Annotated in this window: 14 protein-coding genes, 2 rRNA genes and 1 pseudogene; 6 read left to right on the top strand and 11 right to left on the bottom strand. The window is 52.5% G+C overall.

Features of this window, described 5'->3' with window-relative positions; all coding sequences use genetic code 11:
- Nucleotides 1–10 precede the first annotated feature (10 nt).
- Nucleotides 11–3109, bottom strand: a complete 3099-nt coding sequence (locus tag KOR42_RS09975) for an LPS-assembly protein LptD (protein WP_146509293.1) — start codon at nt 3107–3109, stop codon at nt 11–13.
- A gap of 553 nt (nt 3110–3662) precedes the next feature.
- Here KOR42_RS09975 and KOR42_RS09970 point away from each other — a divergent pair.
- Nucleotides 3663–4481 carry a DUF1571 domain-containing protein gene (locus KOR42_RS09970; RefSeq protein WP_146509291.1) on the top strand — a complete coding sequence of 273 codons (819 nt, stop codon included), beginning with the start codon at nt 3663–3665 and terminating at the stop codon, nt 4479–4481.
- 65 nt (nt 4482–4546) lie between these two features.
- Here KOR42_RS09970 and KOR42_RS09965 read toward each other — a convergent pair whose 3' ends face one another.
- The 5 genes from KOR42_RS09965 to KOR42_RS09945 all read right to left on the bottom strand — a co-directional run bounded on the left by KOR42_RS09965 (nt 4547) and on the right by KOR42_RS09945 (nt 11823).
- A complete protein-coding gene (locus KOR42_RS09965) occupies nt 4547–5308 on the bottom strand; it encodes a hypothetical protein (RefSeq protein ID WP_146509289.1) in 762 nt (253 codons plus the stop codon).
- Between the two features lie 141 nt (nt 5309–5449).
- Nucleotides 5450–6001, bottom strand: coding sequence for an RNA polymerase sigma factor (locus KOR42_RS09960; protein WP_146509287.1), 552 nt, complete (start codon nt 5999–6001; stop codon nt 5450–5452).
- A gap of 72 nt (nt 6002–6073) precedes the next feature.
- The gene (locus tag KOR42_RS09955; protein ID WP_146509285.1) at nt 6074–7156 is read right to left on the bottom strand and encodes an agmatine deiminase family protein; all 1083 of its coding nucleotides are present in this window, start codon (nt 7154–7156) and stop codon (nt 6074–6076) included.
- A gap of 15 nt (nt 7157–7171) precedes the next feature.
- The gene (locus tag KOR42_RS09950) at nt 7172–10813 is read right to left on the bottom strand and encodes a family 16 glycoside hydrolase (RefSeq protein ID WP_146509283.1); all 3642 of its coding nucleotides are present in this window, start codon (nt 10811–10813) and stop codon (nt 7172–7174) included.
- A 65-nt stretch (nt 10814–10878) separates the two neighbouring features.
- Complete coding sequence (locus KOR42_RS09945) at nt 10879–11823, bottom strand: 3-keto-disaccharide hydrolase (RefSeq protein ID WP_146510063.1); 945 nt, start codon at nt 11821–11823, stop codon at nt 10879–10881.
- A 379-nt stretch (nt 11824–12202) separates the two neighbouring features.
- On the opposite strand from KOR42_RS09945, the gene KOR42_RS09940 reads away from it, so the two are divergent.
- Together KOR42_RS09940 and KOR42_RS09935 are read left to right on the top strand one after the other, a co-directional pair.
- The gene (locus tag KOR42_RS09940; protein ID WP_146509281.1) at nt 12203–13615 is read left to right on the top strand and encodes a sulfatase family protein; all 1413 of its coding nucleotides are present in this window, start codon (nt 12203–12205) and stop codon (nt 13613–13615) included.
- Nucleotides 13612–14343, top strand: a complete 732-nt coding sequence (locus tag KOR42_RS09935) for a hypothetical protein (RefSeq protein ID WP_231740833.1) — start codon at nt 13612–13614, stop codon at nt 14341–14343. The genes KOR42_RS09940 and KOR42_RS09935 overlap by 4 nt, the downstream gene beginning before the upstream one ends.
- 64 nt (nt 14344–14407) lie before the next feature.
- Here KOR42_RS09935 and ruvX read toward each other — a convergent pair whose 3' ends face one another.
- The 3 genes from ruvX to KOR42_RS09920 form a co-directional block, all read right to left on the bottom strand.
- Nucleotides 14408–14938: a Holliday junction resolvase RuvX gene (ruvX, locus tag KOR42_RS09930; RefSeq protein ID WP_146509277.1), complete on the bottom strand. Its 531-nt coding sequence runs from the start codon at nt 14936–14938 to the stop codon at nt 14408–14410.
- Nucleotides 14922–15989: a mannose-1-phosphate guanylyltransferase gene (locus tag KOR42_RS09925; RefSeq protein WP_146509275.1), complete on the bottom strand. Its 1068-nt coding sequence runs from the start codon at nt 15987–15989 to the stop codon at nt 14922–14924. Before KOR42_RS09925 ends, ruvX begins: the two co-directional genes overlap by 17 nt.
- Before the next feature lie 358 nt (nt 15990–16347).
- Entirely contained in the window at nt 16348–16581 is a 234-nt protein-coding gene (locus tag KOR42_RS09920) for a hypothetical protein (RefSeq protein WP_146509273.1), read from the bottom strand.
- Nucleotides 16582–16804: 223 nt separating this feature from the next.
- On the opposite strand from KOR42_RS09920, the gene KOR42_RS09915 reads away from it, so the two are divergent.
- From KOR42_RS09915 to KOR42_RS09905, 3 genes and pseudogenes are all read left to right on the top strand, one after another.
- Nucleotides 16805–17800, top strand: coding sequence for an NAD(P)H-dependent glycerol-3-phosphate dehydrogenase (locus KOR42_RS09915; RefSeq protein ID WP_146509271.1), 996 nt, complete (start codon nt 16805–16807; stop codon nt 17798–17800).
- Between the two features lie 106 nt (nt 17801–17906).
- Nucleotides 17907–21137: pseudogene (gene uvrA / locus KOR42_RS09910) on the top strand (excinuclease ABC subunit UvrA); the annotation flags it as partial.
- A gap of 36 nt (nt 21138–21173) precedes the next feature.
- Nucleotides 21174–21770 (top strand): DUF4303 domain-containing protein, encoded by a 597-nt coding sequence (locus KOR42_RS09905; RefSeq protein ID WP_146509267.1) that lies wholly within the window; start codon nt 21174–21176, stop codon nt 21768–21770.
- Nucleotides 21771–21877: 107 nt separating this feature from the next.
- On the opposite strand, the gene rrf is transcribed toward KOR42_RS09905, so the two are convergent.
- Both rrf and KOR42_RS09895 read right to left on the bottom strand, forming a co-directional pair.
- Nucleotides 21878–21987 (bottom strand): 5S ribosomal RNA (gene rrf / locus KOR42_RS09900).
- Nucleotides 21988–22100: 113 nt separating this feature from the next.
- Nucleotides 22101–24861, bottom strand: a 23S ribosomal RNA gene (locus tag KOR42_RS09895).
- Between the last annotated feature and the right edge of the window lie 52 nt (nt 24862–24913).

Genomic DNA, 24913 nt, shown 5'->3' with positions numbered 1-24913 from the left:
GTCGATTCGCTTACTGAATTCCGAGAAGTGAATTCAGCTGCATTGAACCGCGACCATAGCTTCCGAATTTCGGTTCGAGTGAGACCGCGACGCCGACGTTGTCTCGACTGCGATCATAGCCCAGTCCGAAGTGGAACAGGAAGTTCTCGCTGATGCGGGTGACTGTGAACGTCTGTCCGCGATCGATTCCTTCGGCGATGTCGTAAGAAGCTCCGAGAGTCGCGACATACAAGTTGGGGCTCATTACGTACGAGGCACTTCCGGTCAATAACTGACTTTCAATCGGGCCAGCTGTCAGATTTCGATATCCGACATAGAAGCTTCCACGTTCTGACCGTTGGCTCAAGACTCCGACATTGAAGACCTGCTGTCCCATATCGAAGAAGTCGAACGCCCCGCTCGCCAGAAGCGATGTTCTCGGACTGACATTCCACGCATAACGACCGGTGAGCAACCCGAAGGTTTCGCCGAAGTTGTCTTCCACAGCATCGGGGAAAATCGTGACACCAAGGTCGAGTTCCATCCAGTCGACAGTTCGCGGATTCTCGGGAGGTCCAACCTTCGTTTGCCATCGTTGACCGAGAGACAGCCGGACAGCGTGTTGATCATCTACCAGTTCATGATACGGATCAGTCACCGATCGACCCGAACCGGATCGAACAGCGTAGTAACGCGGATCATAGACTTCGGGAAGCACGCCTCCGAACTCGATCACCTGAAATCGTTCCCGAAACCGTTCCTGAGCATCTTCGTCGAACGGATTGTACTGCGGGATATCTTCAAGATCCGCTGACGATTGGGCGTAGTAATAGTCCGCATCGAGTGAAACTTTATGAGCCAGTCCATTCAGCCCGAGAATCGAGCTTCGGACATACGGCATGTATTTCGCAAACTGAATACTTCCTCTCACACCGGCGCTGCCGTACCAGCGAGTCATTTCATCACCTGTCAGATCTTCTCCCCAGTAGGCAACTTCCCCGAGCACATACGGGACGACTTTCGCCGGGCCTGCATTCAGCGGAAGGCTGAGTTCATGCCGGGACATCGCGACCACGCCTTCGGAGTCGGCGAAGTAGTCGAGAGGAACGAACGGATCGGCCATCGGGTCAGGCGGACTTTCAGCCTGATTCAGCCGGGCATAGCCGATGGATGAGTGTGAACTCCAATTGACGGGAGTATCGAAAACGGGTTGACCGAGGATTGTCAAATCGCCCCGGGGGAACCAGTCGGTTTGATTCGAGAAGTTGTTCGAACGAATCGCCCCGAGAATGCTTGCGGTTGTATTGTTGATCTGATGATCGAGGATGAGACGGTTTTGAAGATCTTTATCCTGATCCCATTCGTCTTCGTAATATTGTTCGATGAAGTTTCGGTCGTTGTTGAACACAACTCCGGTCTCGGCCGTCAACGATGTAAACGGATTCCACTCGCTTCGGCTTCTCCAAAGGAGGCGACCACGATTGTCATTGGGCGGCGGAAGATCGCGTCTTCCAAGGCCGAGATTGTCTTCCCCGTGATCGTTGATGTAGTACAGATTTCCTTCGCCGTAGTGCCGCATCGGAGCACCGAACGTCGGGAAGATCGTGTCAAACTCAGTCTCAAGACCAACACCGGGTCCTCGTTTTGAGAAGTAATCTGCTTCGAGGTTGAGTTCGGTTCCTTCCGGAAGGTTCCATCCGAAGATTCCCTCCAGGCTCCAGGCTGTCTCCAATTCTGCACCGAAGACTCCGGAGTAACCTCCTTTGACCTCACTGACAGGAATGCGCGGATCTTCTGCGGGACCGGTCAGGTAAGGGGCAGCAAAGACGGGAACGTCTTCGATAAAGAGGCGATTGTTTCGACTCTCGATCCACAGCGTGGACGGATCAGGTTGACCGGTTTGCGGATCAATCGCGTTGGGGAACAGCGAAGGCCGCTCTTCCATAAAGATGTCGCTGGCTTCCAGGCGATATTTGGGTTTGCCGAATTCGCTTGTTGTGAACCAGGCATTCCGGGCATGGAATCGGGTGTCGTTGAGTTGTCTCAATTCAGCAGCCCGCAGTCGGATCGTTCCGTCGAACTGGGCGATTTCCGTTCGGATTTCCGCGTCAACGAGCAATCCTCGTTTCTGGTTCACATCATAATAAGCTTTAGAAGCCTGAATGACGTTTGCACCCTGTCGGACAGTAATATTTCCTTCAAGGTAAACTTCGAACGGAGTTGTTTCATCAATGTCGAAACCGCTCAGTTCACCGGTCCGATTGGCATCCGTCCAGACGACAGCTTTGTCAGCTGTGAGATCGATTCGTGACAGGAAGGTTTGTCCCTGAATCGTCAGCGGAACGTTGTCGACCACGATATTGACACCGCCAGTCACCGTGATGACGTACTCTGGCTGAATGGAATCTTCGGAGTATTCTGCCTTCGCGTAAATCCGCTCGCCAAGAAATCGAGGACCGATGGTGACACGTCTTCGAAACGGAGACTGCGGAGTTGGAAGCGAAGGGACCAGCAACTCAAAGGGAGCCCCTTCGTTCTGAACAAGTTGAATGTTGCCTTGTTCCAGCGATCTTCTCTCGCGGGCTCTCAATGCGACGGGATCTTTGATCGCCGATGGCAAACTCGAATTTGACCGGTGGTGAAATTCGAGTCCGGCAGATGAATTCAGATAGACCACAAAGTACGGTCGTGTCTCGCGATGACCGGGCTCAACAAGTGATGCATTCAGGTCGGGAGTCTCTTCAAGATAGACAACGAGGCGTTCGACTCCGTTGGCATCAGGCGGAGATTTCCAGACCACACCTTGTGGGGCTGACCAGACCTGTTGACCTTGTCGAACTTCGATGTGTCCTCGAATCAAGCGGGCAGATTCTTTGCCGTCCTGAAATTCCAGAGAATAGTCAGACTTGATCGAGACGGGATGCACCTGCGAATTCACAGGTTTCTGGACATGAACAACCGCCGGGTCGCCGTTGGACCGGTTTTCGTCATTGGAGAAGTTGACGCGTTTCGAGAAGTTGACACTGTGCCCGCTGCCGGTTTGCTGAGCGCGCAGCACTCCCGAGGCGATGAGCATCAAGCTCAAAGCAACGACGAATCGCAATAGGGAACGGGATGGGGAGGGGGGCACTCGGAATCCGTTCGCGAGTTAATTATCGAAGTGTCAGGTCGAGTTCGCAGGGAGGGAGTTGGGCTTGAATGGCTCCAAACGGGTCTTCTGAAAAGACGAAATCCTTCCGTCTCTCAGCCAGGTGGAATTCACCCGATTTGGGTTTCCGCCGAGAGTTGCGAGCGCGGAGTATACGGTGGTTCAAAAAAATGAGTCAATAAGTCTCCGAGAACACTCGACTTGTGATGCGAAGTTCGCAGGTCACTGGTCGAAGATTGCTGGTCCATTCGGGGGAATGCGTGAAATGTGTTCGTTGTGCGAAAGTGCGTGGGCTGGGTTCACACGGAGGTCTGTGTTGTGTGCATTGCTGGGAGTCCCGCACGAATTGCGTTTTGTGCAACCTCCCGGAATTCTTCTGACTCGCTCCACGTAACTCGTTAGAATGAAAACGAAATCCTGGAAACGGAATCGCATCCTGACAGCTCCTCGTGGACTCCAGTTCTCACCGGGCATGAGAATTGCGTCGTTCTGAGGAACCGTCACACAAACACTCTCAACTGATGGATTCATAGGTATGGAATCTTCACACCTGACCATTCGAAGCACTCAGTCCCCCGCTGCTTGTAACTTCTGCAAAATTGGCGTGTACTTTTTGATGTTCGGCGCGTTTTTGCTCGTGGGGCCTGTTGCAGCTCAAGAAGCTGCGAATCAGCACCCACTGGTGCCAGCACTGGAAATGGCCAGGCACTCGCTGGAGAAATTGAATCAGATCAAAGACTACCAGGCGACGTTCGTGAAACGGGAATTCATCAACAACCAACTGACCACTGAACAGACGCTTCTCAAGGTGAGACATCAGCCGTTCAGCGTTTATATGCGGTTTATCTCGCCAGCGCCCGGAAGAGAAGTGCTGTACGTGGCAGGCAAGAATCAGAATCAACTTCTTGCTCATGAAGCAAGCGGCCTGTCGTCTCTCGTGGGGACAGTCAGTTTGCCAGTCAACAGCCCCACAGTGATGGCGAATACACGCCATCCAATTACCGATGCGGGGATGAAGCGGCTGATGGAACTCGTGATCGAGCAGTGGGAACTCGAGTCGAAATACGGTGAGATCGATGTCAAATTTTACCCGGATGCGAAGATGGGAGATATCGCGTGTGAAGTGATTGAAGTCACGCACCCAAGACCGCGACGGCAATTCGATTTTGCGTTGACGCGAGTCTTCTTCGAGAAGAATTCGCGGCTGCCAATTCGCGTCGAAAATTACGATTTCCCCGCTCCACCAAATCAGCGGCCTCAGCTTCTCGAGGAATACACGTATCAGAACCTCAAGCTGAATGTCGGATTCACCGACGCCGACTTCGACCGGAACAATCCGGAATACTCATTCTGATTTGATGAGAGCCTCAAACTTGCAAGCTTAAGCGAGGCTTCCGTCCCGGTCGGAGTTCAGAATTCTCACGCGGTGCGAAGATCGGACTGTTGCCCGGGAAGAGACCGTTGAGTCTGGTCCTGCATTTCCTCTTCTTGAGGAACGACCATTTTCAAAGTCTTGTCGAACTGCTCGTCAATCGTTTTCAGCTGATCGTTCAGCGATGAAAACCAGTTCGCGGTCGGTTCAATCACAGCTGTTTCGCTGTCGGAAAGCACCACTGAGAGTGAACCGGTCAACGTGGTTGCAGTGCCCTTCAGCAGCTTTCCGTAGGATTTTCCGAAGTCTTTCACCGCATCCAGATTGAGCGATTCTGCGTCCTGAAATTCTGCGAGATTTGAAGAGTCACTGGCAGGGACGACAACTTCCTCACGGGTCACGATTTCGGGCTGTGGACGTGTCATCAAGCTGCTCAGAAAAACGAAGAGTGTCGTCGCAGCCACAATCGAGACGCCCGCAGCTTTCGGTGTGAACAGACGATTCGTCGATGAAAACGCTTTTGCAGGCTTCGCACGCTCAACATGAATCGACGTCGACGGAGTATTCGAAGCTTCTTCTGTCAAAGCAGCGACAACAGCATCTGTCATGTCGATGGAAACCGGTCGATTCCTCCATTCTGCAATTGCACGTTCCAGCAACAGGTGATCTTCCCACATGTTCCGGCATTCCGCCGATCCGCAATGCTTCGGGTGATCCTCGACTCCGGCGAGAAGGGGAGTGCGGTTTTCGATGGCTTCTTGCAAAGTCCGTCGAAAGAGTTCACAGCTGGGTGATGAAGAAGCACTCATTGGTCAATTTCCGTTGGATGGGCAACTTGATTCGAATCGTTCCGATCTCGAAAACTCGATGCACTCTCCGTTCGATTGAATGTTCAGAAGTTTGTCGGGAATCTGTTTGCCGTTTTTGGCAGATTGTGAAGTTCAGTTATTTTACAGCGAGTCATCCACTGAAGGGGTGGTTCCTCGTTTTCTCAGCATTTCCGCAAGTTGTTTTCGGCTTCGATGCAGCCACGTTTTGATCGTTCCGTCCGGAACAGACATCTGTTCCGCGATTTTCTGAATGCTCAACTCGTGTTGATAAAACAGCACGAAACACTCCAGGTGCTCCGCTTTCAGTTCCTGCATGGCGAGTTCCAACTCTTCCGCCAGTCCTAGCTGGGGATTCTGTTGGTCGCAAACGGATTCCGGAAGATGAGCAGTTGGTGTTGGCGTTCGAGACCGTTTCGTCAGCGCCGTGCGGCACCGATTCGCTGCAATCTTGAGAACCCATGGCCTCAGGGGATATTTCGGATCCCAACTCTTCAAGTAGCGAATCGCTCGAATCAGCGACTCCTGCGCAATGTCTTCAGCGTCTTGCCGGTGTCGTAACATGCGAAAGCAGAGGTCAAACACCTGAACCTGAAACGCATCGACGAACTCCCGTAGGGCAGATTCCTCCCCTGCAAGACACCGTTGAGCGAGTTCCACCTGTTCCTCCGCCACAAGTCTTTCCTTGTCTGCAGATGAATACCTCTGGGGAACGACGGGAGTTTCAAAAACTCGAAAAACTTCAACTCAGGAAACTTCGGAAACAATCTCGCCGAGCGGTTGCTGCTGAGTCACGCAGTGAATCGCTCCGAGACCCCAGACGAGGTCGGTGCAGTCGATCCCCACAACTTCGCGGTCCGGGAAGGATTCAGAAAGAACGTCGATCGCGGCTTGATCTGCGTCACATCGATAAACCGGAACGAGCACTTTCTGGTTGGTGATGAGGAAGTTTGCGTAACTCGCTGGAAGCCGTTGAGATTCGAAAAAACGCGGTGCTGGCATCGGAAGTTCGATGATCTCAAACGGTTCGTTATCCAGATTTCGCATCGACTGTAGAAGTTCGAGGTTCTTCTGGAGTGGTTCAAAGTTCGGATCGCTTTCGTCCGATTCAACAGCAGTCACAATCCGGTTGGTCGAAACAAATCGAGTGATGTCGTCAATGTGGCCGTCGGTATCGTCCCCCAGAATTCCATCACCGAGCCAGAGGATTTGTCTGACGCCCAAAACCTTTTGGAGAGCGGACTCAATTTCTGATTTTGAAAGATGCGGATTGCGGTTTGGGTTCAGCAGGCAGGATGTTGTCGTCAGGAGAGAACCCGCCCCGTTCACGTCAATGGATCCTCCTTCGAGAACCATCGATTGATCAAAACTGAGTTCCTGAAATTCGTCTGCGATCCGCCGCGGAATCCAGTTGTCTGAATCGAACGGAGGGTACTTCTCTCCCCACGAATTGTAGATCCAGTTCGAGATGGCTCGTTCCCGCCGTTCGTTTTCGTCTCGGATGAGATAAATCGGCCCGTGGTCCCTGACCCAGGAATCGTTTGTCGGATTGAGGTGAAAACGGAGGTTCTCAACTCGCCCGCCTGCTTGCTCAACGAGGGATCTTACGTTCTCGGCCATGTGTTGATCGAGAACATTGATGCGAACAAGTTGTCCTTTGGAAACGTGCTTGGCGATTTGCGCAAAGACAGCTGGGACCGGTTCAAATGCTCCGGGCCAGGTCGCTTCGTTGTGCGGCCACGAGAGCCAGATCGACTCCTGAGGTTCCCACTCTGCCGGCATCCGGAATCCAAGATCACTCGGCGACGGGTTGTCCTGATTGTTCACCATCAATTCTCAATCCATCTACCAGAAAATCCGTTGAACAATCATGGTTTCTCCGGGGGCTTCTGAAATTGGAACGAGCAATTCGGAATTGCCGCCAATCGTCCGGATGAATGGAGCGTTTGTTGACTCCAGATTGATGATCATCGACCCATCAATCTGAAAACCATCTCCAACAGGTTGAATCTCTCGACCAACGGCAGCTCGGAAATAAAGGTTCGGTGTTTCTTCCTGAACAGTAATGGTCAAAGTTCGTTCGAATCCTGCGTCTTCACCGGAGCTGGCAATCGGCTTCGGAAAGTCGGTCACGGAACCGAACGGGGTTTGATAGAAGAACGCGGGCTGTCCTTTGTCATTCAGTCGGTAGCCCCCGAATTGATAGCCAGCTTCGTCACGAATATTGAGATTCCGCCACGGCGTCGCACGTGAGGGGAGCACAGAAAACGGGAAGCCGGGTTCCAGCGTGAGGATATGATCTCCCAACGGAGACTGGTTTCCCTGACCTCGACCGACCCAATGTTTGGAGGCATCGATAAACCGTCCGTGCCAGATTGTTTTCAAACAGAGTTGATTGGCATCCCAGGCCAGATGTGCCTTTTCAGGGTAGCCAACCGCAATTCCGCGAGGAGAGACGCCTTCCAGAAAATTGCGATAGATAATCGGCTCGTCTTCAGGTTCAAGCTCGATCATTTTCGCAACGAGCCCATCAGGGACTCCGGCCTTGGTTCCGTCACTCAGGTAATTCCAGATCGATGCGATTTGCTGATCGGGATCGCCCTCGAAAAGATCGGTGACAACAGCTTTGCCGTCGGGGAATCCGGTTGGCATGCGGGTTCCCGGCCGATATTTGGCGGGCTCAAACAGATACCGTTGAAACCAGTCCTTGCGGATTCGGTCGGTCATTCGCGTCAGGTCAATGGCCTGAATCCCGGTCGCTTGATGATTTCCAAAAGTGTGACACTTAATACATGCGAGGCCGCCGTCACCGACGAGTTGGCGACCGGAGGACTTCACGCGATGTTCTGGGATCTCGAATTCAACGTCGATGTCGCTGGTCTGCTGATCTGCATTGATGAAGTGTTCGTGCAGGTCGCCTGTATTTGAGGCTCCGAATCTTGGCATCCGCGTCAGCATGTAAGGTCGTTCGTTCGATCCTCTGTCGAGAACCCGTTGCAACCACTTCGGTTGCAGCTTGTCACCAACACCATTGAGTGGCGGCGGCAATCGTCCCTCGTCTCCCATCTCGTGTTGTGTTGTCAGGAAGAGGCTGTTTCGGTCCAGTTCCGGTCCGCCTTGTCCGTTTCGTTCGTGACAGGCATAGCAATTGAATCGGACCATGGTTTCCCGAATCGCTTCCTCGGGATCGGTTGAGGGATTGGCCATCGGGTCGGAGAGAAAAGTTCGGATCGCCGATTGTTGAGCGGCCGTGAGATCGTATTCTGGGATCGTTTGATCGGAGCTTCTGTTTTCAAGATTCGTCAGACAGCCCGCTGTGAGATCAAGTTCTGCCAGTGGTTTGGAGTGCAACTCACTCGGAATGCGTTGACCGTCTCGGTCAAGCTGATGGCACGCAGCGCAACCAAGAGTCGAGAAGAGTTTCGCTCCTTGATTGATCAATTGGTCATCTTGTTCATAGACCGGCCCAGCGAGATCGGAGTCGATCGGTTCGAGCTTTTCGACCGGGGTTCCGTCTTCATTGAGTGTCAGCAGTGCGCTAATGTCCTGCCGTGCGGATTTCGGAGCTCGATAATCTAACGAGAGTGATTCTTCTCCGTGATACTCGAAGTAATCGACGCGGATTTTGTGAACATCCTCCTGGAGAACCACTTTTCCGTTTTGGTCGTTGTGAGGGTGAATGCCATCGTTGTTGATGACTCGTTCTCCATCAACATACAACGCGCTTCCATCATCCGATCCCAGCCAGAACGCATGAGTTCCGGGTTCAGTCACGTTGAGATAAGCCTCGAAACGCATTCCGAACTGTTCCGTTCGCCCAGCTTCGGCGATATTCAAACCGTCCGTTGTTCCCTGTGAGACAGGCTTGAGTTCGTCGAAGTTCGGAAGTGCTTCCCAGTCTCCGTGATACACGGAGAAGTAAACGTTTGGGGTTCGAGCAGCGTTCTCGTTTCCGGACAGGTAAAACGCGAGATCGAGTGCTTCTTCATCACTTAAGTTGAACGAGGGCATTCGACCGGATGGACGAACCTGATGCGGGGCACGCAGAAAAGCGGCAAGTGAATCGACGCTGTATTTCTGATCGAGTTTCGGGAGTGGGACAGTCGAGGAGTCTGCGACTATGGTGCCGTCTTGCGGTGCGTGACAGGCGACACAACCAATCGAGTGGAACAGCTTCTCCCCGCGATTACTTGCTCCACGATCGTAGCTTCGATGGGCGATGCGGCTCCCTTGCGTTAGAAACGTCGTGAGGGCTTGCGCAGCGACGAGTTTCTCGTCGTCAGTCATCCCGGTGAGAAGATCGGGCATGAGAGTTCCGGCTTTCACGCCGTGAGGATTCAGAAGGAAATCGAAAACCCATTGTGGTTCGGCTCGCGATCCCAGACTCGTCAGGATGGGCGCTTGTTTGGTTGCTTCCTGAGTGAGAGTCGGGTTGTTGCTGGCATGGCACTGAACACACCCCAACTCAGAAACAAGAAGTTGACCACCCGCGACGGAATCGATTCGGTTGGCCTCGAATCTTTCGTAACCGGGAATCCGAGGGCGTCGAGCTTCTGCGGCTGCGTCGCGTGTTTGAATCCAGATGTTGCGAAAGTGAACTGGATTGCCATGGTCCTGGAGAAACAGCGGGCCTGAAGCTGCGGACTCTTTCAAGGGAGCAGCACGCGTCGTGCGAGGGATCTCAACATCTCGTTGAACGACAACTCCATTCAGTCGAACAGTGATTTTGGCGTTCGATTGTTTCTGTCCAGTTGCATCAAATCGAGGAGCGGTGAAATCAACATCGTAGGTTTGCCACGTGAGCGGAGGAAAACACATGTTGAGGTCGGGGTCACGGATCTCATAGATCCCGCCGGTCTCGTTGCTCTTTCCGTCGAGGCCGAATGAGTCGAGGACCTGAGTCTCGTATCGACCTTGATAATACACGCCACTGTTGCCGCGGGCCTGTCCCCTTGCATGTGGGCGATAGGGCGTCATGAACTCAAGGTGCAGGTGAAAGTCCTGGAACTCATCAGTCGTCGTCGCCCCTTCGATCAGCAATCCGTCTTCCGTCTTGCGAGTCCCGTCCTTCCAATGCACGCGAAGTGATTCGTCGGTCCCATCGAAGAGAACGACCGCATCCGGTGGAGGAGTGGCCCCAAGTGTTGGACTTTCGCGAAGTTTCTTCTTAACGCCGAAGGTTTCCAGAAGTTCCAGAACAATTTCGCCGTCCTCTTCCGGAATGACTTGGGGAGGTTTTCGATCCCATCCCGCGCCGGGAAGTCCTCCGTTGTAGATCACCACTCGGAAGAGACCATCACCCTGGGCAACGACCTGGACTCCTTTGTTGGAAGCTGATTCGTCGTGAGGAGCGTATTCACCCTGAATCGAAAAGTCCGGATCGGTCTGGGCTTCGTCGACATCAATCGTGACAAATGATTGATCGACTGCACTCGCAATCGATGGGGCGATCAAAGCACAGACCAGTGCGAGTTCAAATCGTGACAACTGATAACTCCATCCGGAGATTTCTACGAACAAGGAAGACGGCCACTGACCGAGAGAAGAGAGGTTTAACTCTGTTGTTCTTGAGAGTCTTCTGAGGAAGCCGGAACGAACCAGATGTTTCGGTAGCGGACTTCGTCGCCATGGTTCTGAAGGAACAATGGCCCCGGTGCGGCGGATTCATCTTTCATGACTCCGCCGGGGGTATTGGCCGGGAGTGAAAGGTTTTCGTGGATGATGGTTCCGTTGTGACGCACGGTCACTTTGGCGGGAGCGGTTTTCTCTCCGGCGTCATCAAAGCGGGCCGCTTGAAAATCGATATCGTAAGTTTGCCAGGTGAGCGGCGGGAATGTCATGTTCAGTTTCGGGGCGGAGGCTTTGTAGATTCCGCCGCATTCGTTGTCTTTGGGGCCGAAGCCGAACGAATCAAGCATCTGGATTTCATACCGACCTTGGACATAGCACCCGCTGTTGCCGCGTGCCTGACCTCGAGCTTCGGGCATGTAGGGAAGTCGGAATTCGAGATGAAGTTGGAAGTCCTGCATTTCGTCGATGCTTGTCGCTCCCTGAATGAGCAAACCGTCGACGGTCATCGATGCTCCATCACGCCAGTGTTTGGTGAATGTCTCTTTCGTTCCGTCGAAGAGAACAATCGCATCTTCGGGCGGAGCAAGTCCGAGTGTGTCGCTCTGACGTTCGACTCGCTCGACTCCTTCGAGAACACTCGCGAGTGACTCACGTGTTCCTTCTCGTGATCGGCGTTCTTTTTGAGTCCAGCCGGCTCCCGGCAATCCACCTGGATAAGTCACTGTGCGGAACTCGCCATTTCCCAAAGCGATGACTTGAACACCGCGATCGGAATTGGCGTACTCCCCTTGAAAAAGAAAGTCCGGGTCCTTCTCCGCAGCGACTTCGGGATCGACATAAGCGGGACCATGATCCGCAGCGAGACAAGCTGAGAGTCCGCAGGCGACAAATGCCAGGGGCAAGAGGTTGTGAAACGGGCGACGCATTACGTTCCTTAGTCGATATTTCGAAAACTCTGGAAAGACGATGAATCCACGAACGTAGATCATAAGTGAGCTTCGTGTTGAATGAAAAGCATTTGGGAGCGGCGGAGTCGCATCCGTTTGACGCGAATCGTTAATCTGGCCATGATGCGAACGGCGAAGACATTGTTGCCAGAACATCTCTCGCATTGGTTTCCCCTTCTCACACGGGCAGTCACAGCTTGAATTGCTGTGCCAAACCGTTCAGTGAAGGCCGAGGTGAGATCGCGTGTTCTGGCGATTTACAGCCTGGCGTTTTCATTGCGAAGGGCCGTATCGGAGTGTGACGTTTTCGTCGGTAGCGGACAATTCCTCAGGCGCGAACAGATTGGCGAGAGTGCTCATGCTCAATCGATTTCTCATGCTGAACGTTTTCGTGGTCCTCATGCTGGGAACGTCGACTCAGGTGACGACAGCGGATGATTCTCCGAATTTCATCATCATTTACGCCGACGATCTCGGGTACGGAGATCTCAGTTGCTATGGAAATCCGACGATCCGTACTCCGCATCTCGATCAAATGGCGGCCGAGGGACTTCGATTCACACAGTTCTATTCCGCTTCGTCAGTTTGTACGCCGAGTCGAGCAGCTCTGATGACAGGACGGCTTCCGGTTCGTAGCGGAATGTGCAGTGACAAGCGACGCGTCCTCTTCCCCGATTCCGGAGGAGGGATTCCCGAGAGCGAAGTCACGCTGGCCGAAGCGTTGCGGGAGCAGGGGTACAAGACCGCCTGTTTCGGAAAATGGCACCTCGGACATCTTCCTCAGTTTCTGCCGACGAGCAACGGCTTCGATACTTACTTCGGGATTCCGTATTCCAATGACATGGATCGTGAAAGTTCCCATGGGCCGAAAGGACGCCAGGCGTTTCTCGATCCAAAAACGGAGTACTGGAATGTCCCGATCATCAAGGATCTCGAAGTCGTCGAACGTCCGGCGGATCAAACGACGATCACTCGCAGATATACCGAGCATGCCGTCGAGTTCATTAAGGATCGCGGAGACCAACCGTTCTTCATTTACCTCCCGCACAGCTTGCCTCATGTCCCTCTGTTTCGGGGCAAAGACTTTGAAGATGTGAGCGCTCGCGGTCTTTACGGTGATGTCATCGAAGAGATCGACTGGTCAGTTGGTCAAATTCTCGAGATGCTTCGCGCGGAAGGAATCGACAAGAATACGTGTGTCTTTTTCTCCAGCGACAACGGTCCGTGGCTGACTTACAACGAACATGGAGGGTCCGCTGGACTCCTCAAAGAGGGAAAAGGAGCAACTTGGGAAGGGGGAATGCGAGAACCGGGAATCGCGTGGTGGCCCGGAACGATTCCCGCTGGACAAGTCACTCTGGAACTGGCTTCGACGATGGATCTCTACACGACTTTCATTGAGTTGAGTGGAGGAGCTATTCCTCAAGATCGCGTCGTTGACGGCGTCAACATTTCGCCCGTTCTCTTCGGGACCGGACCAAGTCCTCGCGACACAGTGTTCTTCTATCGAGGAACAGAGCTGATGGCAGTTCGTTCCGGTCCATGGAAAGCGCATTTCTTCACTCAGACATCTTATGTCAAAGGATCGGGAGTTCGTCACGAACACGATCCGCCGTTGCTCTATCATCTCAATCACGATCCAAGTGAACGATTCAACCTCAATGAAAAACACCCTGAAGTCCTTGAGTCGATTCAGGAAATCGTTGCCAAACATCGAGCTGATCTGGTGATCGCCGAGTCGCAACTCGAAATCCCACTGCAGGGGAAATGATGCCATCCAAGAATGACATCCCCGAGAACAAGAAGATGATGGCGGATGATCTGACAGGCAAATCAACGTCTGCTCATCCGGTCCTGATTTTGATTGCTGGATTCGCTTCCGCAATTTTGCTTCTTTTCTGCTGTGTTTGCGGAGGCGCCGCCTGGTGGTTTCAACCGGAAGTCAACGAAGACCCGGAACGAGCCGGAGAACTGCTTGCCGAGATTGTCGCGATCGACATTCCCGATACGTATCTCCCGCAGGGAACGATCGAATGGAATGTCGCTTACCTGATGAGTATTCGAGGCTCGTACTTCGAACGGTTCGCCGGTGACGGGCTTCTCACTGTTGTGGAAGTCGACAGTCGATTTCGAAGCGAAGAAGATGTCCGTCAACACATTCGTGATACGCTTCTTCGAAAAGGAGGGGGCGGAACACCATTGGTGATCAACGATTCAGAATCCCGAATCGTCGAAGTCGCCATTGGAGAAGAACTGGTCCCGTTCAAGTTCGAGATCGGACGCGATCCTCCCACCGGGCGAGTCTTTCATATCGTGGAAGGTGTCTTTCAAGGGAAGCAGGGGGAAGTCCTGCTTTCGATGCGTGTGAATGAAGACAACTGGAACGAGCAATCTGTCATCGACATGCTCAACACGATTGGTCGACTTCCCACTGTGGAGGTTGAACCGGAGCCGGATGCCGAAGCTGAAGAAGAACTCCCGACAAGTGAGGAGATGTGAGCCGCGAGGTCATCGTGATTTCACCGGTGAAACAGTTCTCAATGTAATGAGATGTTCGCGCGTGTCAGTCTGCTGAATCGAGCGATTCATTCGCCGATTCACTGGCATTGTCCTGCGCTTCCGCTTCGACGGCGGCTGCATCGCGTCGAAGAGTTTCCTGATGATCCAGGTATGCTTGAAGCATGATTTGAGCAGCCACCATATCCATCCGCCGTTTCCGCTGCTTCCGCGTGAAATCAATTCCGATCATGCAGTCTTCGGCGGCGACAGACGTATACCGCTCATCCCAATATTTGACGGGAAGGTTCGTCAGTTGCGAAAGCCATCCCCCGTATTCCCGAGCTTCGCGCGCTTTCTGACCTTCGGTTCCATTCACATGGATCGGGAGCCCGACGACGAGTGCAGAGATTCGGTATTCGGAAATCACCTCCTTGAAATACTTCGCGTCGTAGTTTTCGTTTTGGCGTGTGAGAATCTCCAGAGGACTGGCGATCTTCTGATCGGGTGTCGAGACAGCAATCCCGACCCGCTTCGTTCCGTAATCGACTCCCAGAAGTCTGCCGGTTTGTGGGAAGTCCTCAGAGGACTCGGTCATATCCTTGTTCTTCCAGTCTTTTGACCAGTTCGCGAATCGCATTCTGGTCGCTTCGGTCCGCGACAAGTGTCGCATCGAGGGTGTGAACGACGATGCAGTTCTCCATTCCCAACAGTGTAACGACTTGTTCGCCACTGCTGTGGATAATGCAATCGTTCGAGTCAACGACACACGTTCGGCCGATTGAAGTGTTTCCCGCCTCGTCTTGAGGATTCAGACGAGACATCGCTTCCCAACTACCGACATCATCCCAGTCGAATTTTGCTTCGACAACGGAAAGTTTCATTTCGTGTTCAAGGACAGCATAGTCAATCGAGACAGATGGCATCAGCGGAAACGTTTTCTGAAGTGCTTCGTTCCACTGTTCGGTGCCAATATGGCTTCGCAACTCGTCGAGATAACGCCCAATCTCCGGTTGATGAGTGCGGATTGCTGAGAGAATCGTTGAAGCCCGCCAGACAAAGATTCCGGAATTCCAAAGAAATCGTCCCTGTTCGACATAAGACTTTGCCGTTTCGAGATCGGGCTTCTCTCGAAATCCAACAACCTGATGAAGTTGTTGTGAATCAGATTTGCTGACCTCGATATACCCGTATCCGGTTTCCGGACTCACTGGAGGGATTCCAAAAAGAATGAGTTCTTCGGGGCTGTTCTCAAGGGCTTCTTCAGCCATCGCAATGGCGTTCTGAAACTTCTGATAGTCTTGAATCACATGATCCGCGGGCATGACAACCATCGTTGCTTCCGGATCGGCGGCTTCGATCAAGAGAGCTGCAAGTCCAATGCAGGGAGCTGTGTTGCGGCCGCAAGGTTCCGCGATGATTTGAGATACCGGGATCCGTGGAAGATGTTCTTGCGTCGTCGAAGTTAGCTGTTGATTCGTGACAACCCAGAACCGTTCCGATGCGATCATCGGATGGCAGCGATCGTAGACAGATTGAATCAAAGAGCGTTTTCGACCAAGTGTCAGAAACTGTTTTGGCGAGAGTCGCCGGCTCAGAGGCCAGAACCGGGTGCCACTTCCTCCTGCCATAATCACTGCATGAAGCATTGCAAAATCCAGAGCTGCACAAGATCGTGTTGCAAATTGATGAAGAGATGCGATCGTCTCGCGACGCAAAAGAAACTGCAACGATTGCGTTGATCGAGACGAGCCTGAGTCTCTGAGCATCGGCCGACGAAGCAGGGGCGTCAAGTCAGCCGGAGAAGTTTCACGTTTCGAAAACTTCGCGTCTCGAAACCGTTGCAGACGCGCATAAAAAAGTCTCAGCCGATGGAACACCGGCTGAGACCGCACGTTCAACGAATGGGGGGGACGTGTTTCACCATCAGTGACGGTGAAGTTCTCTGTCTGGGAAAGACAGAGAGGAGGGTAGACGCTCTCGCAAAACGAGGTTCGTCAATCTCGCTTACTTGTGATAGCCAAGCGAGACGATCACGTCGTAGATCTCTTCGAAAGTGATGAAGCGACGCCGATTGCGGAGCTTGTACTCATCAATCGCCTTCGCCAGTTCATCGACTTCGGGTCGATCAGATCGGCGTGCATCGGAGAATTGCCTTCTCTCGTGTGGAGGCGGTTGTCCGGAAGGACCTGCCGATCTCCGGTCGACGAACGTTTCCTCATTGGGTGTCGTGACCTGCATGTTGGACTCCTATTTTGAGATTCTCTTAATACACTAGATTGAGCAGCCGTCGGTGCAGCGGAATCTCCAGCTCACAGGCATTCCCGCGAATTTTTTCTGTGCGAATGTGCGTGTTGTAACGCCTGTAGCAATTGTATTCTGGCGATTGGCAGAATCGGCGGAGAACAATGGTCTTTACGCAGATCACATAGAAAACTCTTCTCAAGAACAGAAGTGCAGCTTTATGGCAGGAAAAGTGACGATTTTGGGTGGCGGAGCGATGGCGACGGCGTGTGCCATTCTGCTTGCAGATCATCCCCAACAGGCTGTCACCATCTGGGCGCGAAATCCCGACTATGCCGAAGACATGGAGAATAATCGCGAGAATCGTCGACTCCTTCCCGGCATTCACATCCCGGAAGGAATTCGCATCACTTCTGACATTTCCGAAGCTGTCGCGGATGCGGAATTTCTTGTCGCTTCGATCCCTTCCAAACATCTGCGGAATTCACTGACGGCCTTGAGTCCAGCAATTCCCGGCGGGCTTCCCGTCATCAGTGTGGTGAAGGGAATCGAAATCAATACATTTCTCCGCCCGAGCCAAATCGTTGACGAAGTCCTCGGAAAAAGGCCATTCGTTTCTTTGAGCGGTCCCAGTCACGCAGAAGAAATCGCCAAACGGCTTCCAGCGAGTGTCGTCGCCGCTTCAGAAGATGTCGGCCTCGCCGAACAAGTTCAGGAAATGTTCACGACAGACCGCTTTCGGGTCTATACCAACACTGATCTGATTGGCGTCGAACTGGCAGGCGCGCTGAAAAATATCATCGGAATTGCAGCCGGGATTTGTGACGGCCTCGGATACGGAGACAACGCGAAATCCGCGATGGTGACCCGTGGAATTGTGGAAATCAGCCGCTTTGGAGAATCCCTGGGAGCCCAACCGGAAACATTCGCGGGACTTGCCGGGATTGGTGATTTGATCACGACCTGTGTCAGCCCACATGGTCGAAACCGTGCCGTGGGAGAACGTCTCGGAAAAGGGGAATCGCTCGATCAAATTCTGGCCACTACCAGTTCCGTCGCAGAAGGGGTCACAACAACCGAAGCGATTTATGGCCTGGCGAAATCTCGAAATGTCGAAATGCCAATCGTCAATGAAGTCTATCAGGTGCTGTTTCGAGGAAAATCTCCCGTCGAAGCGACCAACAGCTTGATGCTTCGACCGTTGAAACAGGAGTGAGCCTTTTCTTCTCTCACGAGTTGAGGCAAACGAATGGGCGGTAATAATGATTCGCAGTGGACCATCTTGCGTTGTTGAACCTTCAGGCACGAATTGATTACCGAGCATGGCACGGACGTTCGAAGAACTCACTCCTCAGAATTTTTCTTTCAACAGCCCATTGGGTTGGTGTTCTGCCTGTGAAGGTTTGGGAACGGAAGTCGGGACAGATCAATCGGTCATCGTGGCCAATCCCAATCTCAGCATTGATCAGGGAGCGGTTTCGGCGTGGCCATCGCCGGAAGAAAACAAATCTTTTGCAGCAGTCATTCAAGCATTGACTGATCAGTTCGGAATTCCGCGAGACATCCCGTGGTATCAACTAAGCCCGCAGCACCAGCGAGTCATTCTTCACGGCTCGGGAGACGAGAAAGTTGAGGTCCAGTTCCCGAACACGAAGTCGCCCGTCAAAATTCAATATAAAGGGTTGTATCCAGCGATCGAAGAGGCAGCCCGAGTCTCTTATCCCTACCGGGCAAAATTCCAGGATTTGGTGGGAGTTAAGCCCTGTTCCGTCTGCAACGGGACTCGATTGAGGGCGGATTCCGCAGCCGTGCGACTGAAAGAAACGACGCTTCCGCAACTGTGTCAGCGACCACTGGATGAAGTTCTCGGTTTTCTCGAATCAATTACCCTTGAGGAGAGTCAGAAGAAAATCGCTGGAGATTTGCTGAATGAAGCGATTCATCGACTGAAATTTCTCGTCGACGTCGGCCTCCACTATTTGACGCTCGATCGCGGGATGCCAACTCTCTCCGGCGGCGAATCCCAGCGAATTCGTCTCGCCGGCCAAATTGGGCGAGCACTGACTGGTGTCCTTTACGTCCTTGATGAACCAACAATCGGTCTTCACCCCCGCGACAACGGCCGCCTCGTTGAAGCCCTCAAAAAACTGAAAGATCTCGGCAACACCGTCGTTCTCGTCGAACACGATCGGGAAGTCCTGGAAGCTTCCGACCGTCTCTTCGACTTTGGCCCCGGATCTGGCAGATTCGGCGGAAATGTCACCTCCGAAGGAACACCAAAGCAGATTCAAAGACGTTCGAAGACCTCTCTCACCGGAGCCTATCTCTCCGGAACCAAAAGAATTGTCATTCCGAACACGCGTCGCATGGAGCGAGTCGCCGACGAATCCAATTCCGCCGATTCGAGTGATTTGTTAACCGATTTATATCGGAAACCTCCCGGAGGAGGCTGGCTCGAGATTCTGGGATGTCAGCAGAACAATCTCCGAAATGTCGATCTTCGAATCCCACTCGGGGCACTGACCTGTGTGACCGGACTTTCCGGATCGGGGAAAAGTTCATTGATTCAGGAAACACTCGCCCGCGCGGTGGCGAGACATCTCCGTCTCAAAGGACCCGCCCCCGGCCCATTCCGGGAAATGCGCGGAGCTGAGGAAATTAACCGGGTGATGGCAGTCGATCAAAATCCGATTGGCGCGACACCCGCTTCTAACCCAGCAACTTACACCGGCGTTTTCGACCACATTCGTCAACTTTATGCAAAACTTCCCGACTCAAAAATTCGCGGATACAAACCGGGGCGATTCAGCTTCAATCGTGCTGGCGGGCGTTGCGAAGACTGTGAAGGGATGGGACAGAAAAAAATCGAGATGCATTTTCTGCCCGATGTCTGGGTGGAATGCGAAACCTGCCACGGAAAACGATTCAATATCGAAACTCTCGCCGTGAAATATAAAGGACAATCGATTTCAGATGTCCTTGAGATGAGCATCGGTCAGGCACTCGAATTGTTCGAGAACATTCCGAAAATTCGTGCTCCTCTCGCTACGCTCGCTGCCATTGGCCTCGATTATCTCACTCTCGGGCAATCTGCAACGACTCTCAGTGGAGGAGAAGCACAACGCGTCAAACTCGCTGCGGAACTCGCCAAGCCTAATAGCGGTCGGTCGCTTTATTTGCTCGACGAACCGACGACCGGACTCCACTTCGACGACATCGCAAAGCTGCTCAAGGTCTTAAACAGCCTCGTTGAGCAAGGAAATACCGTCGTCATCATCGAACACAATCTCGATGTCATCAAAACCGCCGATTGGATTGTCGACCTCGGACCGGAAGCTGGGGTTGGAGGAGGATGGATCGTCGTTTCCGGGACTCCCGAAGAAGTGGCGGACTACGCAGAACAGGTCATCGGCTCAGGAAAAGGAAAGAGCAAGACGAAGAAGCGGCGAAAAGTTTCCAAAAACGGATCCGACCTAAAACAGATGAGGAGTTGGACGGGAGAACTGCTCGCGGACATTCTGAAATCTGAACCGAAAGGTAAAGTCGAAGTCTTCGATGCGAAGTCCGTAGCGAAAAAACGCGAAGGCGACGTCGATATCAGTCAGTTCGGCAAGGATATCGCTGCCCCCTGGGAAGTCGATGGCCGACAATGGCATACCCAAACGCGAATTGCTCGCAATGGAAAACAAAGTCGGTGGGAAGGCGATGCCCTCAATTACGTTGTTGACCAACTCGCCGACACCGAAGGATTGAAACCGGCCAATTGGAAAGATCAGGCCCGCGTCGAAATCACAGCCGAACAAAAAGTTGGCTCAGGTTGGTTCTTTCACGCACTCACTGGCGATGAGTGGTTGCTGCGGCTCTATTTTCGAGTTCCCAAAGGGACTTTCGACGAAAGCGAGCTGCAAAAACGGATTCGACTCAAGTCTGTCAACGAACTTGATGAATTGCCCATCTACAACCGCAGCGACCGTGTTCGAACCAATAACGCGAAGGGGCCATTTCAAGAAATCATCTTCGATGTTCACTGGAGAGAGGAAATCGAGACTCCCGAATTTGCCGCTTTCCTTAAAGAAGCTGCCGCCGCGTATCTTTCTCATGTCGATCAGGTGGCCAAAAAAGATCCGGCCGATCTGATGCCATGGAAAGTGCTCGAGAAACAATGGCATCTCTCCCGAAAGGGGTTCCCTTCGAGTAAACGAGTTGCCTGGAAGCTCGAAACTCTGGAGAGCCTTTTTCAGATTCTCGAAACAGAACTCTCCGACTTTCCAATCGATTGGTCAAACAAGACAACGATTCAGTTCAAGCATCCAGAAAGTGGAGACCTCGTGGCGGAGCTGCAAACAAAGCGTCGAGAATCCATTGTTCTTTCGCTTCTATCTGACCCAGGAACATTCGCGTTGGGGCAAGTCACAACTCTCGGGAAGAACCGAAAGCTCGAACCGCACCGCTCAGGGAAAGAAGCCATTCAGATTCAGTTCACCTCTAAGGCAAATCTGAAAATAACTCAACTTAAACAGTTTCTCAAAGCTTTCACCAGCGAGGTGAAGTGACGAGCTGGAACTGCAACGATACGAACGGAATCTTTAATGGCTTCGAACTTTATCAACCTGGCCGATCACATGGCCGCCATGGCAATTGCTGGAATGGCGGCCCTTCAGGAAGACGATCTAGATCGGGAAATCTACGCTTTCGCCGTTTGCGTCGATCACGATGTGACGAGTTGCTACTGGACAGCAAACTCGGAGCAAGCTCTCGAAGAGTACTCAAGAAACTGGCTCAGTAAGACTCAGAAACGCTTTCCCACGTCCCGAACGAATCTGCCACAAGCAATTGCACTGCACCGGAGAGATCAAGGGGCGTGGTCATTCCACAATGAGCAGTTCACTGATTCCAATGAAACGGTAGCTGCATGCCATCGACAAGCAAACGACACACTCAGCGCGATATGGGATCTCCAAGAGAACCGCCTGGATCCGTTCGGCTGGCGCACAGCTTTCACCAGAAAACGATGCATTCGATCGATCATCAAAGGGCTGCAGATCGCGAAGCAAACCGTCTATCAACAACAGCCGGAAAAGACGTGCATCATCAAGTTATGGGTCAATGATACGGATGACGTCGAGGAGAATCTCAGCTACGCTCGTCGTCTCAACTCGTCACAATCGTTGAACGGCTTCTTGTAGTCACCGGCAAACCTGTAGAAGCATGAAACACTCATCCAGAATCCGGACAGAAAAACATCTCAGCGCATAAAAAAACCTCACACATCCGAAGATGTGTGAGGTAAAATAACCGGCAATAACCTACTTTCGCACCTTTCGGCACTATCATCGGCTCTATGTGCTTAACGGTCGTGTTCGGAATGGGAACGTGTGTTTCCACATAGATGTAGTCACCGGAAAGCCACTGTGTTGCGGTTAGACAACACAATGGAATAAAAAGGCAGAAGACGCGTAATACCAACTTTGAAGACCTCGTTGAGATCGCATTGCTCTGGCACGATCAAAACTAAAATGGTCAAGCGTTTGTCCGTTAGTACTGGTCAGCTGAGATTGTTGCCAATCTTACACAGCCAGCCTATCAACCTGGTAGTCTTCCAGGGGACTCATCGAAATCTAATCTTGGGACTGGCTTCGCGCTTAGATGCTTTCAGCGCTTATCCGAACCGTACATAGCTACCCTGCGCTGCCTCTAGCGAGACAACAGGAACACCAGAGGTACGTCCCTCTAAATCCTCTCGTACTAAAGAGAAAATCCCTCAAATTTCGTACGCCCACAGCAGATAGGGACCAACCTGTCTCACGACGGTTTAAACCCAGCTCGCGTACCACTTTAATCGGCGAACAGCCGAACCCTTGGGAGCTTCTTCACCCCCAGGATGTGATGAGCCGACATCGAGGTGCCAAACCACACCGCCGCTATGGACGCTCGGGTGTGATCAGCCTGTTATCCCCAGAGTACCTTTTATCTGTTGAGCGACGGCCCTTCCATTCGGAACCGCCGGATCACTAACTCCGACTTTCGTCTCTGCTCGATTCATCAATCTCGCAGTCAAGCACCCTTCTACGTTTACGCTCTTCGCCTGATTGCTAACCAGGCTGAGGGTACCTTTGAGCTCCTCCGTTACTCTTTAGGAGGAGACCGCCCCAGTCAAACTGCCCAACTGGCACTGTCCACCAATTTGTTGTTGGAGTTAGATATCAAGTAGGTTCAGGGTGGTATTTCACCAACGGCTCACTGACAGCTAGCGCTGCCAGATCAAAGCCTCCCACCTATCCTACACAAAACATACCTAATACCAATACCAGCCTACAGTAAAGGTTCATAGGGTCTTTCCGTCACGCTGCGGGTACGTGGCATCTTCACCACGGCTACAATTTCACCGGGTCGCTGGTTGAGACAGTGTTCCAGTCGTTACGCCATTCATGCAGGTCGGAACTTACCCGACAAGGAATTTCGCTACCTTAGGACCCTCATAGTTAGGGCCGCCGTTTACCGGAGCTTCGGTCGTGAGCTTGCACCCCCTTCCTTAACTTACCGGCACCGAGCAGGCGTCAGACTCTATACATCCTCTTACGAGTTCGCAGAGTCCTGTGTTTTTAGTAAACAGTCGCCGGAACCGCTTTGCTGTGACCACCTTGCGGTGGCACCCCTTATCCCGAAGTTACGGGGCAATTTTGCCGAGTTCCTTAACCAGCGTTTTCCCGAGCACCTTAGGCTACTCGCCTCGCCTACCTGTGTCAGTTTTAGTACGGTCGCGTTTAGTGTATGGGCTTTTCTTGATTGTCAATCTGATGACTTCATCATCAGGGACTCGGCCTTGCGGCACGGACTAATCTAACAGTCCGATCATCTTCATGACAACGTCCCCCATACTGCGGCGCAGGAATATTAACCTGCTATCCATCGTCTACCCCTTTCGGGCTTGACTAAGGGACCGGCTAACCCTGGGCGGATTTACCTTCCCCAGGAAACCTTAGGCTTACGGTGGGCAGGATTCTCACCTGCCTTATCGTTACTCATTCCGGCATAATCACTTCCAATTCCCGACATGGCTCCTTGCGGTACCACTTGCTGAATTGGAACGCTCTCCTACCATTCTTACGAATCCACTGCTTCGGTGATTTACTTACTCCCGTTCATTATCGGTGCAAAAATGCTCGATCGGTAAGCTATTACGCACTTTTTAAATGGTGGCTGCTTCTAAGCCAACATCCCGACTGTCATTGCATCTAAACATCCTTTCTGACTCAGTAAATCTTAGGGACCTTAGCAGGTGGTCTGGGTTGTTTCCCTCTCGACCGCGGAGCTTATCCCCCGCGGACTAACTCCTAAGATAATCACATCGGTATTCGGAGTTTGGTCACAGTGGGTACCCCGGGAGGGGCCCCAGCCGAAATCAGTCTCTCTACCCCCGATGCGTAGTTTCTTAAGGCTAACCCTAAAGTTATTTCGGAGAGAACGAGCTATCTCCTGGTTTGATGAGACTTTTACTCCTCCCCACAGGTCATCCCCCTATTTTTCAACACAGGTGGGTTCGGTCCTCCACGCAGTCTTACCCGCGCTTCAACCTGCCCATGGGTAGTTCACCAGGGTTCGCGTCTACCGCCATTGACAAATTCGCCCTATTCAGACTCGGTTTCCCTTAGGCTTCGATCCGTAAGATCTTAACCAGCCAATGACGATAACTCGCCGGATCATTATGCAAAAGGCACGCCGTCACACGACTCCGAAGAGTACAGTGCTTCGACAGCTTGTAGGCACATGGTTTCAGGTTCTTTCCCTCCCCTAAAAGGGGTTCTTTTCATCTTTCGCTCGCGCTACTTTTCACTATCGGTCGTTGGTGAGTACTTAGCCTTAGGAGATGGGCCTCCTAGATTCAGACCGGGTTTCACGTGACCGGTCCTACTCGGGTGCCGACTAGCTGCTTCATGCTTTCGAGTACGGGGCTCTCACCCTGTGTCACTCCGTGTTCCAACGGATTCCTCTAGCAATTCACAATGCATGTTGTCGGTCCCACAACCCCGCGTGCCGTAGCACACGGTTTGGGCTAGTCCCTTTTCGCTCGCCGCTACTCAGGGAGTCGAAATTTCTTTCTCTTCCTGTGGGTACTTAGATGTTTCAGTTCCCCACGTTAGCCACCCTTTCGGGTTAATTCGGGAATCTCGGGATCAACGCCTGTTTGACGGCTCCCCCAAGCATTTCGCAGCCTTCCACGCCCTTCATCGCCTACCAACGCCAAGACATCCCCCATGTGCCCTTATTAGCTTGACCACTTTAGTTTCAATCACGCCCCACACGCAAAGCGTGCGGTGTGCAACACGAA

The sequence above is a fragment of the Thalassoglobus neptunius genome (assembly GCF_007859735.1).
Classification (GTDB): Bacteria; Planctomycetota; Planctomycetia; order Planctomycetales; family Planctomycetaceae; genus Thalassoglobus; species Thalassoglobus neptunius.
This window is presented reverse-complemented; position numbering and strand designations above follow the sequence as displayed.

What these genes read in the sequence shown, in the direction of transcription:
- KOR42_RS09970 (WP_146509291.1), top strand. Translation starts at nt 3,663, where the DNA reads ATGGAATCTTCACACCTGACCATTCGAAGCACTCAGTCCCCCGCTGCT.
- KOR42_RS09965 (WP_146509289.1), bottom strand. Translation starts at nt 5,308, where the DNA reads ATGAGTGCTTCTTCATCACCCAGCTGTGAACTCTTTCGACGGACTTTG.
- KOR42_RS09955 (WP_146509285.1), bottom strand. Translation starts at nt 7,156, where the DNA reads ATGGTGAACAATCAGGACAACCCGTCGCCGAGTGATCTTGGATTCCGG.
- KOR42_RS09945 (WP_146510063.1), bottom strand. Translation starts at nt 11,823, where the DNA reads ATGCGTCGCCCGTTTCACAACCTCTTGCCCCTGGCATTTGTCGCCTGC.
- KOR42_RS09940 (WP_146509281.1), top strand. Translation starts at nt 12,203, where the DNA reads ATGCTCAATCGATTTCTCATGCTGAACGTTTTCGTGGTCCTCATGCTG.
- KOR42_RS09935 (WP_231740833.1), top strand. Translation starts at nt 13,612, where the DNA reads ATGATGCCATCCAAGAATGACATCCCCGAGAACAAGAAGATGATGGCG.
- ruvX (WP_146509277.1), bottom strand. Translation starts at nt 14,938, where the DNA reads ATGACCGAGTCCTCTGAGGACTTCCCACAAACCGGCAGACTTCTGGGA.
- KOR42_RS09925 (WP_146509275.1), bottom strand. Translation starts at nt 15,989, where the DNA reads ATGCTTCATGCAGTGATTATGGCAGGAGGAAGTGGCACCCGGTTCTGG.
- KOR42_RS09920 (WP_146509273.1), bottom strand. Translation starts at nt 16,581, where the DNA reads ATGCAGGTCACGACACCCAATGAGGAAACGTTCGTCGACCGGAGATCG.
- KOR42_RS09915 (WP_146509271.1), top strand. Translation starts at nt 16,805, where the DNA reads ATGGCAGGAAAAGTGACGATTTTGGGTGGCGGAGCGATGGCGACGGCG.
- KOR42_RS09905 (WP_146509267.1), top strand. Translation starts at nt 21,174, where the DNA reads ATGGCTTCGAACTTTATCAACCTGGCCGATCACATGGCCGCCATGGCA.